Genomic DNA, 17,022 nt, shown 5'->3' with positions numbered 1-17,022 from the left:
TTCAGTATAAAGTTTTCCTTATTTATAAAGATAAAAACTCTTTTTTAATCTTCCTGGAAAAGTAATCTGTGAATAGAAGACAGGAGGCTTTAACTGTGTTTTTCAAGTGGAATCGTAAACCAGAAACTGTGTGTTTTCCCGTCTGTGTCCAGTCCGATTTCTCCGCTATGGTGCACTGTTACTAATTCTTTTACAATGGCAAGACCAAGACCTGAGCCGCCTTTTCTCGTATTTCTTGAGCCGTCCACTTTATAAAAGCGTTCAAACAGCCATTCTCTGTTCTCTGCAGGAATAGGTTCCCCAGGTCCGGTTACAGAAAACTTATAGGTTTCTTTTTGGATCTTTCCCTCCAGCAGAATCTCTCCTTCTCCCGAATAATACTGAACCGCGTTTTGCAACAAATTCATCACTGCCTGGCTGATAAGCTTCTGATGAATATAGACCTTTGCTTCTTCTGCTTCAATCCTGCAGGCTATTCCACGCTTTTTCATTTCCCACCTAAACAGATGCAACGTTTCTGCAAGCAGTTCATCCGCTCTTGTCCATTCTTTTTTCCTGGTAAGGCTCTGTTCCTGGAGGCTCCGTTCGTTTAAATCGTCCAGCTGGTTTATCATCCCGATCAGACGCTCAGATTCCTTGTGCAAAGCTCCGTATAATTTGGGGCTTCCCTCAATGACACCGTTTTTCATAGCTTCAAGATAGCCGTTAATATTGGAAAGAGGTGTCCGTAGTTCATGAGCCAGATCTTTTAGCATTTTATCCCTGGCTGCTTCATTCCGTTTTAGCTGGTCAATCAGCTGGTTGAAGTTCTCCGCAAGCTCGCCGATTTCGTCACTGGAGTTTGTTTCCACATGCTCCGGATACTGTCCATATCGCAGTACTTTAGTAGAAGATACAAGCTCCCTCACTGGTTTTAGCATCTTTTTCGTCAAATAAAAGTGGACGCCTGTTCCGATAATAATAATAGCCGGTGAAATCCATACGAGATACGTATATAAATCTTCATTAAATGTGGTCTGTCTTTGCTCATTCACATCTGGCATCTGTTCTACCAGAAAACAGGCAGTATTATAGATCACAATACTGCTTAACAAAACAAGAAAAGTAACTAAAATAAAGTTCACACCTGTTAAGCGCCAAATAATCCCCTTAAACCTGGAAGGTGTCCTGTTACTTAACAAAACGATACCCCATTCCTCTGACCGTCTGTATTCTTTTTGGTTTAGAAGGAACTTCCTCAATTTTTTCACGCAGCTTTTTGATGTGGGCGTCGATTGTCCGGTCCATAATAGATGCATCGGCATGGGGGTGAATCTGCTGGATCAGCTGCTCCCTTGTAAGCACAACATCCGGGTTTTCCATAAAAAAATAAAGCAGGTTAAACTCGTATTTTGTAAGGGACAGTTTCTCGCCATTTAAAAGAACTTCTCCTTTGCGAGGTTTAATAGTCAGACCTTCATGGCTGATCTTCTGGCAGAACTGGCCGCCTCTCCTCAGTACGGCTTCTACTCTTGCCATTAATTCATCAGGGCTGAACGGTTTAATTACATAATCGTCCGCCCCTATTTTCAGTCCGTTTATTTTTTCTTCACTGCTTACTTTCGCTGTCAGCATAATGATAGAAACTTCATTTCTTTCCTGCTCCCTTATCCAGCGGCATACCTCCTCACCACTGACTTTAGGCAGCATTAAATCAAGAATGACAAGACAAGGGGAATTTAGCTGGAATTTTTCAATAGCTTCTTCCCCGTCTTCCGCGGTTAAGACCTCGTACCCCTGTTTTTCCAGATAAGTTGCCAGCAGCTCCCTTATCATTTCATCATCCTCCACTACGAGGACAAGCTGTTTAACCATAGTGCATCACCTGTTTTCTGTAAGAGCTTTGCCCTTATTTTAGTCCATTTCAGTAAATTGTTGAACAATCATATCTTTATTCATCGGACCATAAGCAATATTGTGGATTCTACCTTCAGAATTAATCATAAATGATGTTGGGATAGGCTGGATCTCATACAGATCCGCCACCTCGATATCTTCGTCAAGCATAATCGGGAATGTCAGGCCGAAGTCATCTACAAAGCTTTCCACCGCGTTCATCCCTGTTTCTGTCTGTGTCAGATTTACGGCGAGGATCAGCACGTCATTTTCTTCGTATACTTCCTGCATATCCGGCATTTCCGCGCGGCATGGCGGGCACCATGTGGCCCAGAAGTTCAGCATGATTTTCTCTCCTCTGAAATCGGAAAGCTTCGCAGCACTTCCATCCAGCATCTCCAGTTCAAAGTCCGGGGCATAATCCCCCTGGTTTAATCCAACTTCTTCCTCCGGCGGCTCCACTATTTCGTCCTGTACCTCATAGTCTTCCGCGGTATGTGCGTTTTCCTCCGTTTCATTGTTTCCTTCTGTCAGTGCATTTTCCTCCGTTGCTGAGTCTCCAGTGAAGACAGTTTCATATAATGTCCAGCCAATCATAGCCAGTAAAACTGCTGTCAAAATTCCTTTTTTCATTTAAATTCCCTCCCATGAAAATATTTTTTCTTAACCCAGCCTCTCAAACCAGGTTCCTTCAATTAACCTTAAAAGAAAAATAGATATTTCTGTAAGGTGCCCGGTAAATAAAAGCACCCCCATAAGGACCATGATGCCCCCGCCTATTTTCATGATTATATTACTGTGCCTTACAATCCAGCGTGTGGATCCTATAAAGAAAGTAAGCACAAGAAATGGCAGAGCAAAACCGATAATATAAAAGGATGTATAAAGAAGACCCTGTGAAGGATTGCTCGCAGCAAGCATTAAAATCGCCGCGAATATAGGACCTATGCAAGGTGTCCAGCCTGCGGCAAACCCAATACCCACAAAAGCTGACCCGGCATAGCCCGCCGGTTTTCTGGCAAGCTGCATCCTCCGTTCCTTCATAAGCCAGTTAAGCTGAAACACACCAGCGACAAAAAGCCCCATAAAGACAATGAATATACCTGCAAAACGTTGAATCAGATGTCCTGTATCTCCTGTGAAAAGCCCCTGAATCCACTGACCGAAATATGTCATCCCCAGACCGAGACTGAAAAATACCATAGACACTCCAAGTAAAAAGAAAACAGAATGTAACAGAAGCTTAGAGCGGATTTTAATGTTTTTATTCGTTTCTAATTCTTTTACGCTCATACCGGTAATGTATGAGAGGTACGCTGGGAAAAGGGGCAGCGTGCAAGGTGATATAAATGAGATAACCCCTGCTGCCAGCGCAGCCCATATCGTTATATTTGCTATATCTTCCATTTAAGAAAACTCCTTCTCAGACTAAGATCATTGATAAATATCAGGATGCTCCCTGCAATGAGTAAAACTAAGTAAAATGCCATAGACACGGGAACACCGAAAAACATTGGATAAACTGCTGTATAGTTGATTATTAAAAGAGAGAGTGTCCAGATAAAGAACGGTACCAACACAATTTTTCCAGAGTTTTGTTTAAAACTCCCTGTGATGAGCCAAAGCAGAAGCCCACTGGAAACAACCATTATATAGAGAGATACGGGGTGGTGGCTCCACGGACTGAATGCTGTCAATCCCGTGACAGCTTCCCCTGTCCTTCCTTCGAAAAAAGAGTAGATAATTTTTGCCGGAAGTAAAATGTATAAAGACGCATGCAAAAATTTATGTACAGGCAGACCTCGTTTAATAGAAACAGCCGTCCAGTAAGTCCCAGTTACAAATATACCGAGATACATTTCCTTCCTTCCTCCCGGATAACTCAATGCTGCCATAGGATCCGATAAAAATAATTCGATTTTAAACAGGACAGACCCAAATATAAATATAATAATCAAATATATAATCCCGCTTCCTGTGTCCTCTCTCAGCCCTTTCCAGTTATCCCCTTTAAAAGGAGACAAGTAAGTGAGTGTTAAGAATCCGGCTATAATTCCCGCTGTAAGTACAATCCATGATCCAGTCACCATTAAAGGCCCGAGCTGATAAGATACGTCCACATTTAATCACCTGCCTTCTTTCCAGAGAAGTAATAACTTCTTTCACACAAATCAAGGATAATAAAGAAATGTGAAAGTTTTATGAAAGCAGAGAAGTTTTTTTATGAGGAACATTTCATAACTAAGGTCACAAAACGTTCATTTTTACATACGCCTTTGCAGTTTATTTTATATTATCATATACCCATAGGGGTAACCGTAATACTCACAAGTTAATGTACAGACAATTGAAAGGAGATATAATCATGGCTAAAAAGATACTGATTGTAGGAGGCGTAGCAGGAGGAGCAACTGCTGCCGCACGTTTAAGAAGACTGGATGAAAAATCTGAGATCATTATGTTTGAAAGAGGGGAATATGTATCATTCGCTAACTGCGGACTTCCCTACTATATTGGAGGGACAATCAGCGAGCGGGATAAACTCCTTGTGCAGACAGTGGAAGGCATGAGCAAAAAATACAATCTTGATATCCGCAACCTGAGCGAAGTTACTAAGATTAACAGAGAAGGAAAAACTGTGGAAGTTAAGAAAATGGATACTGGAGAAGTTTACGAGGAGTCTTATGATGTATTGCTGCTTTCACCAGGAGCAAAACCTATTGTGCCGCCAATCGAGGGCATCGAAGAAGCGGAAAACTTATTTACGTTAAGAAATGTCCCTGATACAGATAAAATCAAAAACTTCGTTAATGAACATAAACCCAAAAACGCAGTCGTTGTGGGCGGCGGATTCATCGGCCTGGAAATGGCGGAGAACCTGGTTGACCTGGGGATAGAAGTAACTGTGGTTGAAATGGCTGCCCAGGTAATGGCTCCGATCGACTTTGAAATGGCTGCTTTGGTTCATAAAAAACTGAAAGACTATGGGATAAATCTGGTTCTGGAAGATGGAGTAAAAGCATTTAAAGAGAATGGAAGCAAATTGCTCTTAAACAGCGGCAAGGAAGTTTCCACAGATATGATCATCTTCTCCATCGGTGTACGCCCTGAGAATGAGCTTGCTGTGGATGCTGGTCTTCCTGTAGGTAAACGCGGAGGTATCCTCGTTGATGAATTCCTCCGTACAAGCGATCCTCACATCTATGCAGTGGGCGATGCTATTGAAGTTACAGATTATGTGGGCCGCCAGCCGGCTATGATTCCTCTTGCAGGCCCGACAAATCGCCAGGCAAGAATTGTAGCGGACAATATATACGGCAGGGAAAGAAAATATCCCGGAACTCTGGGAACTTCTGTTGTTAAGTTATTTGACTATACTGTCGCAGCAACAGGAAACAATGAAAAACTTCTCAAGCAGCAGGGAGTTGATTACCAGGCAGTCCACCTGCACCCTGGTTCCCATGCTGGTTATTATCCTGGAGCGAATCCAATTCATTTCAAACTGCTTTTCGATCCAGCCGATGGAACAATTTTTGGAGCGCAGGCGATAGGGAAAACAGGTGTTGAAAAACGGATTGACGTAATTGCGACAGCAATAAAAGGGGCTTTAACAGTTCAGGACTTAACGGAATTAGAGTTGTCCTACGCCCCGCCGTTCTCTTCTGCGAAAGATCCGGTGAACATGGCAGGTTATGTAGCCTCAAACATTATCGAAGATGGCATCAGAACAGTACAGTGGAATGACATTGACGATATCGTCTCAGGCGGAGCATGTCTTGTAGACGTGAGAGAACCGTCTGAATTAAGAGGCGGATATATCGAAGGAGCTGTGAATATTCCTCTCGGTGATCTGAGAGAGCGACTTAATGAGCTGCCACCAGAAGAACCGGTGTATATTAATTGCCAGGCGGGACTCCGTGGATACCTGGCAGCAAGAATCCTGCTGGAAAACGGTTTTGATCCAATTAATCTTGACGGCGGATGGATAACGTACGCAACAGCTAAAAATAAATAAAAGTAATTTTATAAAAGCTGTCCAGGTTCCAGCGCTGAAAAGTGCTGGTACAGGACAGCTTTTTTAAATGAGGGGAACAATGCCTATAATGAGAAGATCGTACGGGCACACCAAGTAGTGAACCCATGCGGATTTTTTAAAAGCTAATTCATTTTGGCAGAAAAAGGCTGCCGGACAAAGCCGGCAGCCTTTTGAAGTAAATTTATCTGAAGAAAAATTGTGTTACTAATAAATAGACTCCTCCCAGGAGCCAAATCCAAGTGCCAGGTCAGACAGAAGGCATTTTTCTATGCTTCTTTACCTCGCTGCTTGTTTTATTAGAGGGGCTTCAGGAGCCATGCATACATGTTATGTCTTTTTTATTATTGGCCATCTTGTGCGTCCTCCTTTCAAAGTAAGATAACAAGCTTACTTATTACTTCATTATATCATTCCATGAACATCTGTTAGGTACGGGCTCAGGACGGGTTTGGAGAAAAGCAGGCAATCACTGTGCCTGCTTCTCGTTTTTCAATTTTATTTCCTGTTCAAGTTCCTGCTCCAGCTCATTGTACCAGTTAGAATGGCGCTCTTTTACATATTCTTTATCCACAAACCCGGAGAACATCCCTGGAAGAAGCTTGCGGTTCGCTTTCACGATAAACGCGGCAAGATGCATAAAGACCCCCATGGTAATTAAAACTGTTCCCAGATTATGAAGCTGGGCTCCCCATAGAAGAAGTTCGTTAGACGCCTGTACTCCATGCATGTTTTTGATGATTTTAAAGAACCCGCTGACCATTGCGATCCCGATTCCAAAAGCAAAGAAAGCATATGCCAGGCGTTGCTCAGGAAGATATTTATCACTAGGCGGCTCTTTTTTCCTGAGAATCATCGCTTTTATAATTTCATAAGAACCTTTTATATCACCTTTTTTAGGCCAGATATGAAACTCTTTTTTTATGATGTGGTAGACGAGATGATAGAACATAATGAAAGTCAGCACAATTGCAAAGAAATAATGGACCCATAAAGTTATTTCATAGCTTGTGAGCCATTTTGTTCCAAATGGCTGCCATAGCAGATACCTTCCGTATAGCGGCATCTGCCCCAAACCAGTAATAATCAGCATCAGGATGGAGCCTGCTGTTACCCAATGAACAATCCGATTGGAGAGGGGCTGACGCAAAATTTTATCCTTCTTGTATTTCATCGACCGCTTCCTCCCCGCCTTTTTTGCCTTTTAAAACTTTATAGGCTGTGATTCCCGCTGTCGCTGCTCCGGCAATTGGGGCTACAAGTGCTGCAAGCATAAAACCGTGCGCTGTATCCAGCATATTTTCCACGTCGGGCTTCATTTCTGGTCTCCCTGATGGCCTCGGGTCCAGATCTTTCTCTTTGCTCTTTACAATAGCTTCATTTATTTTGTCATAAGGTACTTTAGAAACGTAAAAAGTCAATGTTCCTCCATTTTCCCTGTCGCCGTAAACATACCCGTTTATTTGGGAAGCTTTCTCATAAGCAAGTTTTCTCATTTTATCTACAGGTCCGAACTCAACCGCTCCTGTAGGACATGCTGTCTGGCAGGCAGGGCTTTCTCCTTTTGCAAGAAGGTCGGTGCACATATCGCATTTATACATAACCCCTCCCCCTGCTAAATCTGGGGCAAGTTTCATATATAGGCCAACTCCAGCCTGGCGCTGTGGAATGTCCCATGGGCATACAGAATGGCATTTTCCCCCTCCCATGCAGAAGTCTTCATCTATTTTTACAGCACCCTGTTCTGTTTTTCCTATGACCCCGAACGGACAAAGTTTCTGGCACGGCGCGTCTATGCAATGCATACAGCGTCTTGGCACGGAAACCTTTTCTATAATCCCTTCATGCTCTACTTCTACTTGTTCTACAAATGTCCAGTTATAAGGCGTAAGGCGGTCTGTTCTCGCCTGCTCTTTTGACCAGTCTTCGTGTTTTTTCCGCGGCCAGTAATCTTTAATCTCTCCCTCTGGCTGTGGGAACCGGCTGCTGTTTTTCGTGTTGCATGCCGTCACACAAAGCGGCGTATCATAATTCGGACATCCATCGCATTTTGTCAGGTCTATTATAGATCCTATATAACCGCTGGCATCCTCATTCGCAGCTCCCTTAGCTATTATTGGGTTGCTGGTTGCCGCAATCACTCCTGCTGCTACAGTAGCTTGAGCGGAACGCTTTAAAAAGGTCCGCCGGTCTATTTTACTATTACTTTCTTCCATCTTGTATCTCCCCTTAACATTCATCATACACATACCCCTATATGTATAATATCATTTTTTAAAGTTGATCATTACTTTAAAATCCGGCTAATTATGATCATTTTGTGACTTTTACAGAATTAAAAAAAGCCTTTGGCTGCTGCTTATGCATAGCCAAGGCTTTTTATCTTTCTCATGTGCTTTTTCTCAAGGTTTCCAGCACTGACATCAACTCTTCAACAGGCAGTTGCCCAGGGGCCGAGCTCTTTTCCCCTGCTCCAAAAGTGATCGGGGAGCCGAACATCCAGCCAAACACTCTGCTTACAAGACCGTATTCCCCCATAGCTATTGTGACGGCAGGGATGTTGAATCGCGTTTCAACAGTTAGAGCTGTGTTTAACAGATCCAGAACATTTTCCCTGGTATTTGCCATTACAGCTGTTTTTACAATATCAGCTCCATATCGTTCCGCCTCCTGGCACTTCCCAATCAGCAGTTCTTCTTCAGGTGTTTCAGAAAAATTATGGTACGAGAGAAGCAGCAAAATATTATGTATTCTTGAAATCTTCCTTAAATCCGTAATACGCTCTTCTGAATTTCTCAGTTCAAAATCAACAATATCTATTAAGCCAGCTTCACAAATATTCTTCGTTAACTGGAAAATATCTTCTTCTTTTAGAGAAACTCGCTGGCCTCCTTCTGCTTCCGAACGAACTGTAAAGAGTACCGGTATCTCTGGGAGCCGCTCCCTTATGGCTGTTAATACTTCTTTTACTTTAGTTTCATCCCCAAGCCCTTCAAAAAAATCAGCGCGCCACTCAATCATATCCGGGCCTGTTTTCTTCGCATGTTCTGTATCTTTCATAATTTCATCTCTCGTTCTTCCTGTAATCGGCAGGCAGACAGCAGACATGCTGCCGCTAATTACCTTTCCTCTGACTTGCAGAGTTTTTTCAGCGCCCATTATAATCTCCCTCCTTGCACAACATTCTTTATTGCTTTAAAGTGTAAATCAACACGAAATATATTTCAATAAGTACAGTGGATAATTCTTTCACCCTTTATGTAGATACTATACTATAATTGTTGAATACTTAATTATATTTGAAAGCGAGTTTTAGAGATGAACAATGCAAATACCTCATTGCGTGAAAAAAATATAGTTTTTATCGGATTTATGGGCGTTGGAAAAACAACGGTCGGCAAACTGGTGGCAGAGAAGCTATACAGAAATTTTATCGATATAGACAAAAAAATCGAAGAAAAATATAATATGCCGATACCACAAATATTCGAGAAAGTTGGAGAAAAAGCTTTTCGGGAAGAGGAAAAAAATCTTGTGAAACAGTATTGCAGCCAGAAGCTCAAGGTTATTTCCCTCGGCGGAGGGGCTTTTCTGCAGGAGGAAATCCGCAACGTCTGCCTGGACAACAGCATTGTTTTTGCCCTGGACATTTCCTGGGATTCCTGGAAAAACCGGCTGCATATGCTGATTGACAGCAGACCGGTTCTGCAAAATAAATCAGCCGCAGAAATAGAAGAATTGTTTTATAAACGCCAGGAAAGTTATTCTTATCACCATTCTAAAATCTTCACAGATAACCTGGAAGCAGAAGAAGTCGCCGATTATATTATCGAAGCTTTGAAAACTTCCTGGGAATTGTATGATTAACGGAAAAAACTGCCTTGCGGGGCAGTTTTTTTGTGTTTCCTTATTCTAGTCTGTACACTCTCGCTTCATAGGGTCTCAGAAAAATTTTGTCTGTTTCCTTCCTGTCGCTCCCATTATAGTTACTTAACAGAAGCTTTTGTTCTTTCGCAGAGAGAGATTCCGGAAGCTCAAGCTCCGTTTCTTCCGGGAAAAGATTTGTAATGATTAACACTTTCTCCTGCCCCAGGCTCCTGCTATAGGTGTATACCTGTTTGTGATCTTCTGCGATTAACTCATAACTCCCATATATTAAAACCTCGTTACTGCTTCTTAGTTTAATAAGATTTTTATAATAGTGATAAATGGAATCTTTATTCTTCTTTGCCTGCTCCACATTAATCTTCATATAATTTGGATTAACTCTGAGCCATGGCTTTCCTGTGGTAAAACCGGCATTTTCACTGCTGTCCCACTGCATGGGGGTCCGGGAATTATCCCGACCGTTTTTCCATATATACTTCATCAGCTCTTCATGTGACTTACCTTCTGTAATTCCATTTCGATATCTGTTTTTTATTGCCACATCATTATAATCCTCGATAGAATCATATTTAACATTTGTCATGCCAATTTCCTGGCCTTGATAAATAAATGGTGTCCCCTGCATAAGGAAATACATTGTTGCGAGGCACTTCGCTGATTTATCCCGGTATTTTTCACTGCCCCAGGTGGAAACAGAACGGGGCTGATCGTGGTTTTCCAGAAAAAGAGCATTCCAGCCGACTCCCTCAAGGCCCTTCTGCCATTTAGTCAGGGTTTCCTTCAACTCCGGCAGATCAAGTCCTCCCTTTTTACTGGCTCCCCAAAGGTCGAGATGCTCAAACTGAAAGATCATATTAAATACACCGTTTTTTTCACCGACCCATTTATCCGCCTGCTCCAGCTTCACACCGTTTGCTTCCCCAACTGTCATGATGTCATAGTTCTCAAACGTCTTTTCTTTGAGTTCATCAAGAAACACCTGTATACCTTTCCGGTTCATATGGCCTGCAAAGGAGGGAACATATTTCTTTTTCTTCGGGTTAGGGAGATTCGGAAAACCAGGAACTTTCTTAATATGGCTGATTGCATCCACACGGAAACCGTCGATCTCTTTATCAAGCCACCAGTTAACCATCTCATAGAGGTCGTTTCTTACGGCTGGATTTTCCCAATTCAGGTCAGGCTGCTTTCGGGAAAAAACATGCATATAATACTCTTTTGTTTTTTCATCATATTCCCAGACGGAGCCGCCAAAAATAGATTCCCAGTTATTCGGCTCCCTGCCTTTTTTGCCAGGATGCCAGATGTAATAATCCCTGTATGGATTGTCTTTAGAGGATCGTGATTCCACAAACCATGGATGCTCATCGGAAGTATGGTTAATAACGAGGTCCATGATCAGCTTCATGCCCCGGGTGTGGATTTCTTCAAGAAGTTGATTGAAGTCTTCCATGGTGCCGAAGTCTTCCATAATATCTTTGTAGTCACTAATATCATAGCCGTTGTCATCATTAGGTGATTTGTAAATCGGGCAAACCCAGATTACATCGACCCCAAGCTCCTTTAGATAATCAAGTTTGGAAATGATCCCCTGGAGGTCACCGATTCCGTCACCATTTGAATCTTTGAAGCTTCGGGGGTATATTTGATACGCAACCGCTTCTTTCCACCATTTTCTCCTCATGAGCAGGCCTCCTCTTTTGTTAATTTTAAAGTATCACAGTTTTTAAATTGGAATCAATTGTATAATTTTTTAGGATGCGTTTAGTTTGTTCGTTTTCGCTGGGAGCGGTGGAGTACTCCTTTCGTTCCCTGAGTATCAGTTTTACTCACAGTCAGGGAACGAATGCACCTCCTTTGGTTCCCTGAGTCCTAGAATTAGTTCATCCGCCTGTATGTTTTAATAGTAGATTCCTGGATCACCTCCAGTTTTTTAGCTTTTCGGCATAATTAAAGAGGCAATCCGGCCATTTTCCGGATTGCCCCTAACATAACCATTATTATCTTTTCGAAGCAGTACTGTATTGTAACTTACCAGTTCGTACGACTTCTTTCTTCTGTTCTCCTTTTTCTTCTCGTTTAATGTCGAGCTGAAGGAAAATAGAAATGAGGAACGCCAGCAAAATCAATGCTGTGAAAATATAGAATACTGGGATATAGCTTGCTGTAGCTTCCCTGATCTGGGAAACTAACAGCGGCCCCAGGATTCCTCCTAATGACCAGGTTGTCAGCAGGAAACCGTGGATAGCCCCCAACTGTTTTGTTCCAAACATATCCCCGATGAAAGCAGGAAGATTAGAGAATCCGCCTCCGTAACAGCTGACCACAATGAACACGAGTGCCTGGAAAAGCAGTACATTTGTAATATTAGGCATAGTAACAAATGCAACTAGCTGCAGGGCGAAGAAGGTGATGAATACTACAGGCCTGCCGATATAGTCGGAAGCAGCTGCCCATAAGAGCCTTCCCCCACCATTGAAAATCCCCATTATACCTACCATGGCCGCTGCACCTGCAGCTGTGAGGCCGACAACTTCCTGAGCCATAGGGGAAGCCACGGAGATCATCATAATTCCGGCGGTAACATTGATGAGCATCATCGTCCAGAGCATCCAGAAACGCTTTGTACGAACAGCTTCTTTAGCTGTCAGCTGGGACAGATCCTGCTTCACCGGTTTCTTTCCTGAAGCAATATCCTTTTTCATCCCTTCTGGCATCCAGCCTTGAGGAGGCGGCGCGATATACGAAGCACCAAGGATCATAAGGATAAAATAACTTATACCTAAAATATAAAAAGTCATTGAGATAGTGATCGTCTCCATAAGACTTGCCGCGAGTGGCGCTGTTATAAGAGCTCCAGCTCCAAATCCTAATACAGCCATACCAGTCGCCAGCCCCCGGCGGTCAGGGAACCATTTGATGAGCGTCGAAACTGGTGCAATGTAACCAATACCCATTCCCAACCCGCTCATAAATCCATAGGTGAAAATAAATAGGAAAAGAGAATCTACAGCAACAGCCACTCCGGCTCCGGCTTGTCCAAGTCCAAAAAGCACCGCAGCGAGTATCGCGGACTTTCTCGGCCCTTTCCTCTCCACAAAGGAACCAAAAAAGGCAGCTGTAAAACCTGCTAAAGCCATCATAATTGTAAAGGATAAGGTAATTCCTGTCGTTGACCAGCCCATGGCATCCCGAATTGGATTCGTATAAACACTGTAGGCGTAGGCTGCCCCTATGGAAAGATGTATAGCAATCGCCGATAAAGCAATTAACCATCTGTTTTTCGTCGTATTCATAACTTTTCCTCCCTTAATTGTTTATAACAATGGCCTGCTCGTAAGAAGTACAGCTTCATGGAGTTGTGCCGGCAGCTATTAAAAACAAAGGCTCTGTTAAACTCTCGTGTTGCTTTCGCTACTGGATACCAGCTCCAATATCAGAGAAATAAACAACATCGGCCTTTAACAGAGTCTTTTAATAAAGAAAAGCGTAAGCGCCTTGTTCACGAGCGACAAGCACTGGAAGGACTTTGACGGAAGCCGCTCTTTGGCTTACTAAAAGGCCTGAAGTGACCTCGAGCTCGTAGGTGCTGGAGCTAGACAATTTTCTTGGAAATTTATACTTTCTTATTTTGGAGTAAAGCCCTGTTACTCCACGACTGAAATCTGCTTAAATCCGCCCGTTATGGCAGGTTTCTGCTTCTGTAAATCAGTCTTCAAAGGTAACAGGGCCTTTTCCTTAAAACTTGTTCACAACTTCTGGAAACTTGCTGGAGTTAAGCAAGCGTCACACACACTTTATTTTTCCATTGTCGATAAATCGCCTGTTGGCAGGTCAAGCTCCCACGCTTTTAAAACTCGTCGCATGATCTTACCGCTTCGCGTTTTCGGAAGGCTGTCTTTAAATTCAATTTCTCTCGGTGCAGCATGTGCAGCCAGGCCTTTCTTCACGAAGTTACGGATATCTTCGATAAGTTCATCACTCTGCTCATAGCCGTCTCTAAGGGAAATAAAGGCTTTTACAATTTCACCCCGGATATCATCCGGTTTTCCAATAACACCTGCTTCAGCCACTGCCGGATGTTCAACGAGTTTACTTTCAATTTCAAATGGACCAACCCGTTCACCAGCTGTCATGATTACGTCGTCTACACGGCCCTGGAACCAGAAGTACCCGTCTTCATCCATGTATGCGGAATCTCCTGACACATACCAGTCACCAGCAAGGAAATACGACTCGTATTTTTCCTGTCGGTTCCAGATTGCCCTCATCATTGCCGGCCAGCCTTTCTTAATCGCAAGGTTCCCCATTCTGTTCGGAGGCAGCTCATTCCCCTGATCGTCAACAATTGCAGCTTCAACTCCAGGGATAGGCTTACCCATAGATCCCGGCTTTATCTCCATGGATGGATAGTTGCAAATAAGCTGAGCGCCAGTTTCAGTCATCCACCATGTATCGTGGATACGGAGGTCCATCGCCTTCATTCCCCAGCGGACTACTTCAGGATTCAACGGTTCCCCAACACTAAGTACATGTCTTAATGAGGATAAATCGTAGTTTTCAAGAATCTTTTCTCCTGCCCCCATCAGCATTCGGAAAGCAGTCGGAGCGCTGTACCATACGGTAACCTTGTAGTTCTGAAGTGTCTCGTACCAGTCTTCAGGACTGAACCTGCCCCCGCGGACAACATTGGACACCCCGGCAAGCCAAGGCGCGAAAATTCCATAGGACGTCCCGGTGACCCACCCTGGATCCGCTGTACACCAATAGACATCGTCATCCTTGAGGTCAAGTACCCATTTAGCAGTCTGGTAGTGCTGAATCATTGCGTTATGGACGTGCAGGACTCCTTTTGGTTTTCCAGTGGACCCGGACGTGTAATGAAGGATCATCCCGTCTTCCCGGTCAACCCATTCTATGTCAAAATCAGCACCAGCCTTCTCAAAACGGCTGTTAAAGTCCATTACCTTTCCTTCTTCCTTAACGTCATCCCCTACTACAAGAACCTTCTCCAGGTCCGGCAGTTCATCAACGGGAACTCTGCCAAGGAGATCAGGAGTTGTGATGAGAACTTTTGCGCTGCTGTCTTCCAGCCTGTCCCTTACCGCTCCTTCCATGAATGCTTCGAAGAGAGGGCCAGCAATAGCGCCTGCTTTAAGTGATCCAAGCAGAACAAAATACAGTTCAGGAGATCGTGGCATAAAGATAAAAACTCTGTCGCCTTTATTTACACCTAAATCTCTTAAAACGTTCGCTGCCTTGTTGGAAGACTCTTTCATATCTTTATACGTGTATTCTTCTTTTCGGCTCTGATCAGAGTAATATAAGGCAACTTTATCTCCCTTATCAGACTCAGCATGGCGGTCGATTGCTTCATAAGCTATATTTACACGCCCTGTAGTGCTCCATGTAAATTCTTTTTCTGCCTCAGCCCAGTCGAACGAGCTGTATTTCTCGTCATAATTCCCAAGATTATAATTTCCATTTTTTGTAGAAAGAGTTTCTGTAGTCATAGTTTCTGCCTCCTTGTTTAGTAGCATATAGGAACTATTTTCAGGATTTTCCACTTGTAAAGCGCTTTCATTTATTGAGGTAGTAAAATGAAGTTTCTTTCAGGAGAAATGAAAGGCTTTAACTATCCTGAAATAGCTTCCCTAGATTACCACCATATAAATATTTGGTATATTAGGAACCATTTTATAAAAAAGTGACAACTTTGTGACAAAAAATTGACAAAACATAATATATGGCGATAGAATGTAAATAAATTAGATTAATCAAACAATTCATAAAAATGAAGAAATGAAAGGTGTGGAATTTTGAAGAGTACCGTTGTAAGTCAATTTTCTGCTTTCATTCAGGATTGGGTGCCGGAAGAGGCTTCGATCGCTATTGCGGGAGGGAATCAGTATATTTCTTATATCCCCGGGAGACATGACATTAAAATAAGCCAGGGCCAGCCGATCCCATCAGGGAGTATTACGGAACGTGTATACATACAAAAATCGAAAGTGGAATCTTTAGTTGACAAATCAGTGTTTGGGGTACCGTACTACGGAGTCGGTTATCCTATCCAGGACGAGGACACTGGTTTTACGGGAGCATTAACGGTAATTCTCCCTCCGGAGTATACAATTACTGCACCAAAAACTCTATCTTTCATTGCTGGCAGAAAAGATGATATCTGGGTGCCTCTTTCTGTGGAACAAATCATTTATATTGAAAGCCACCAGAAGAAAACCCTGATTTATACCAACGATGGCTGTTACAGTTCCAAACATCCCCTCAAGGCACTGGAACCAAGGCTCTCAGGATCCTTTATGCGGATCCATCGATCGTATATAGTAAACATCTCATACATTAAAGAAATTTCCCGGGATGTGGCATCAAACTTAGAGGTTACTTTAAAGAACGAAGATAATACAAAGCTGGTGATCAGCCAGAATTATGTACAGCGAGTGAGGAATATTCTGGGGTTTTAAGCCCTCCCGCGTAAAGAAAGTATACATAGAAAAGGACCAGGCTAAGGCAGCCCTGGTCCTTTTCTGCTTTAATATTTGCTTACAGACAACTATAACAGTTCTCTTTCTCTCGCTCTTTGTGTGTCCCGGATATTTTTCTGAATGGTTATTGCTGCAAATAAACTAAGTACAAATGCCATCCCGTAGAAGCCTTTTTCACTTAATATAATACTTCCGGCGTTATATAAACCGATAGCCATTAATGAGACGGCTATGATAAATGCAAACCAGCTGATTCCATAATAAATGTTGGTTACAGGTATCCCTTCCTCCCTGTCCCTCACTGCTTTTTGTAAAGATACAGCTGAATAGAGTCCAAAGACTAAAACCGCAAAATAATACCCCTTTTCGTTCAACTCCATTGTTGCATTATACAAACCAATCAGGTATGAGGAAGCACCCAATATGAATGCCGCCCAGGTTGCACCCTTAAAAGCTGCAGTTGGTTCACCTTCTCTTCTCTCAATTTTGTTCTTCTGTTGACCAGGTTCCTGCTGTTCAATTATTACTTCGTTATTTTCAGCCACAAGCTTTCCCCCTCGTAATTTTTTTGCTGATTATTTCTGATTATTCAGTCTTTTTAGCGGATAATGCACTCTCTTTTATAATGAAACAAATGTGGAGCCATCTCTGTTCAGCTATATTTTACCATGGAAATGTTCTTTTAAATACTGGTTACCCCACAGTATTAATAAAAACATTTAT

General features: G+C 42.8%; 15 protein-coding genes. 3 read left to right on the top strand and 12 right to left on the bottom strand.

The features are described 5' to 3' along the window. Positions 1 to 89 precede the first annotated feature (89 nt). The 5 genes from BK582_RS09900 to BK582_RS09880 are packed head-to-tail and all read right to left on the bottom strand — an operon-like array spanning position 90 to position 3,995. Positions 90 to 1,181 (bottom strand): sensor histidine kinase, encoded by a 1,092-nt coding sequence (locus BK582_RS09900; RefSeq protein WP_078594746.1) that lies wholly within the window; start codon positions 1,179 to 1,181, stop codon positions 90 to 92. Beyond that, the gene (locus BK582_RS09895) at positions 1,171 to 1,854 is read right to left on the bottom strand and encodes a response regulator transcription factor (RefSeq protein WP_078594744.1); all 684 of its coding nucleotides are present in this window, start codon (positions 1,852 to 1,854) and stop codon (positions 1,171 to 1,173) included. The genes BK582_RS09900 and BK582_RS09895 overlap by 11 nt, the downstream gene beginning before the upstream one ends. 39 nt (positions 1,855 to 1,893) lie before the next feature. Beyond that, positions 1,894 to 2,508 (bottom strand): redoxin domain-containing protein, encoded by a 615-nt coding sequence (locus BK582_RS09890; protein WP_078594742.1) that lies wholly within the window; start codon positions 2,506 to 2,508, stop codon positions 1,894 to 1,896. Positions 2,509 to 2,538: 30 nt separating this feature from the next. Further along, complete coding sequence (locus BK582_RS09885; protein ID WP_078594740.1) at positions 2,539 to 3,282, bottom strand: cytochrome c biogenesis CcdA family protein; 744 nt, start codon at positions 3,280 to 3,282, stop codon at positions 2,539 to 2,541. Continuing rightward, positions 3,270 to 3,995 (bottom strand): hypothetical protein, encoded by a 726-nt coding sequence (locus BK582_RS09880; RefSeq protein ID WP_078594738.1) that lies wholly within the window; start codon positions 3,993 to 3,995, stop codon positions 3,270 to 3,272. The genes BK582_RS09885 and BK582_RS09880 overlap by 13 nt, the downstream gene beginning before the upstream one ends. A 245-nt stretch (positions 3,996 to 4,240) precedes the next feature. Here BK582_RS09880 and BK582_RS09875 point away from each other — a divergent pair, with 245 nt between their 5' ends. Continuing rightward, positions 4,241 to 5,890: a CoA-disulfide reductase gene (locus BK582_RS09875; protein WP_078594735.1), complete on the top strand. Its 1,650-nt coding sequence runs from the start codon at positions 4,241 to 4,243 to the stop codon at positions 5,888 to 5,890. Positions 5,891 to 6,377: 487 nt separating this feature from the next. On the opposite strand, the gene BK582_RS09870 is transcribed toward BK582_RS09875, so the two are convergent. The 3 genes from BK582_RS09870 to aroD form a co-directional block, all read right to left on the bottom strand. Next, positions 6,378 to 7,082, bottom strand: coding sequence for a formate dehydrogenase subunit gamma (locus tag BK582_RS09870; protein WP_078594732.1), 705 nt, complete (start codon positions 7,080 to 7,082; stop codon positions 6,378 to 6,380). After that, the gene (locus BK582_RS09865) at positions 7,063 to 8,151 is read right to left on the bottom strand and encodes a 4Fe-4S dicluster domain-containing protein (protein WP_244895374.1); all 1,089 of its coding nucleotides are present in this window, start codon (positions 8,149 to 8,151) and stop codon (positions 7,063 to 7,065) included. Before BK582_RS09865 ends, BK582_RS09870 begins: the two co-directional genes overlap by 20 nt. Before the next feature lie 145 nt (positions 8,152 to 8,296). Continuing rightward, a complete protein-coding gene (gene aroD, locus BK582_RS09860; protein ID WP_078594726.1) occupies positions 8,297 to 9,067 on the bottom strand; it encodes a type I 3-dehydroquinate dehydratase in 771 nt (256 codons plus the stop codon). A 159-nt stretch (positions 9,068 to 9,226) separates the two neighbouring features. Between aroD and BK582_RS09855 the strand changes: the two genes are divergently transcribed. Further along, complete coding sequence (locus tag BK582_RS09855) at positions 9,227 to 9,775, top strand: shikimate kinase (RefSeq protein ID WP_078594724.1); 549 nt, start codon at positions 9,227 to 9,229, stop codon at positions 9,773 to 9,775. Between the two features lie 40 nt (positions 9,776 to 9,815). Here the strand turns inward: BK582_RS09855 and BK582_RS09850 are convergent, their stop codons facing one another. The 3 genes from BK582_RS09850 to acsA all read right to left on the bottom strand — a co-directional run bounded on the left by BK582_RS09850 (position 9,816) and on the right by acsA (position 15,309). Beyond that, positions 9,816 to 11,480 carry a glycoside hydrolase family 13 protein gene (locus BK582_RS09850; protein WP_078594722.1) on the bottom strand — a complete coding sequence of 555 codons (1,665 nt, stop codon included), beginning with the start codon at positions 11,478 to 11,480 and terminating at the stop codon, positions 9,816 to 9,818. Positions 11,481 to 11,796: 316 nt separating this feature from the next. Beyond that, positions 11,797 to 13,092: an L-lactate MFS transporter gene (locus BK582_RS09845; protein WP_078594720.1), complete on the bottom strand. Its 1,296-nt coding sequence runs from the start codon at positions 13,090 to 13,092 to the stop codon at positions 11,797 to 11,799. A 501-nt stretch (positions 13,093 to 13,593) separates the two neighbouring features. After that, positions 13,594 to 15,309 (bottom strand): acetate--CoA ligase, encoded by a 1,716-nt coding sequence (acsA, locus tag BK582_RS09840; RefSeq protein WP_078594717.1) that lies wholly within the window; start codon positions 15,307 to 15,309, stop codon positions 13,594 to 13,596. A 306-nt stretch (positions 15,310 to 15,615) separates the two neighbouring features. Between acsA and BK582_RS09835 the strand changes: the two genes are divergently transcribed. Beyond that, positions 15,616 to 16,278, top strand: coding sequence for a LytTR family DNA-binding domain-containing protein (locus BK582_RS09835; RefSeq protein ID WP_169910936.1), 663 nt, complete (start codon positions 15,616 to 15,618; stop codon positions 16,276 to 16,278). Positions 16,279 to 16,367: 89 nt separating this feature from the next. Here BK582_RS09835 and yiaA read toward each other — a convergent pair whose 3' ends face one another. Beyond that, positions 16,368 to 16,844 carry an inner membrane protein YiaA gene (gene yiaA / locus BK582_RS09830; protein ID WP_078594712.1) on the bottom strand — a complete coding sequence of 159 codons (477 nt, stop codon included), beginning with the start codon at positions 16,842 to 16,844 and terminating at the stop codon, positions 16,368 to 16,370. Positions 16,845 to 17,022: the final 178 nt, after the last annotated feature.

It is taken from the genome of Evansella clarkii (assembly GCF_002019695.1).
In the GTDB taxonomy this organism is placed as follows: Bacteria; Bacillota; Bacilli; order Bacillales; family Salisediminibacteriaceae; genus Evansella; species Evansella clarkii.
This window is presented reverse-complemented; position numbering and strand designations above follow the sequence as displayed.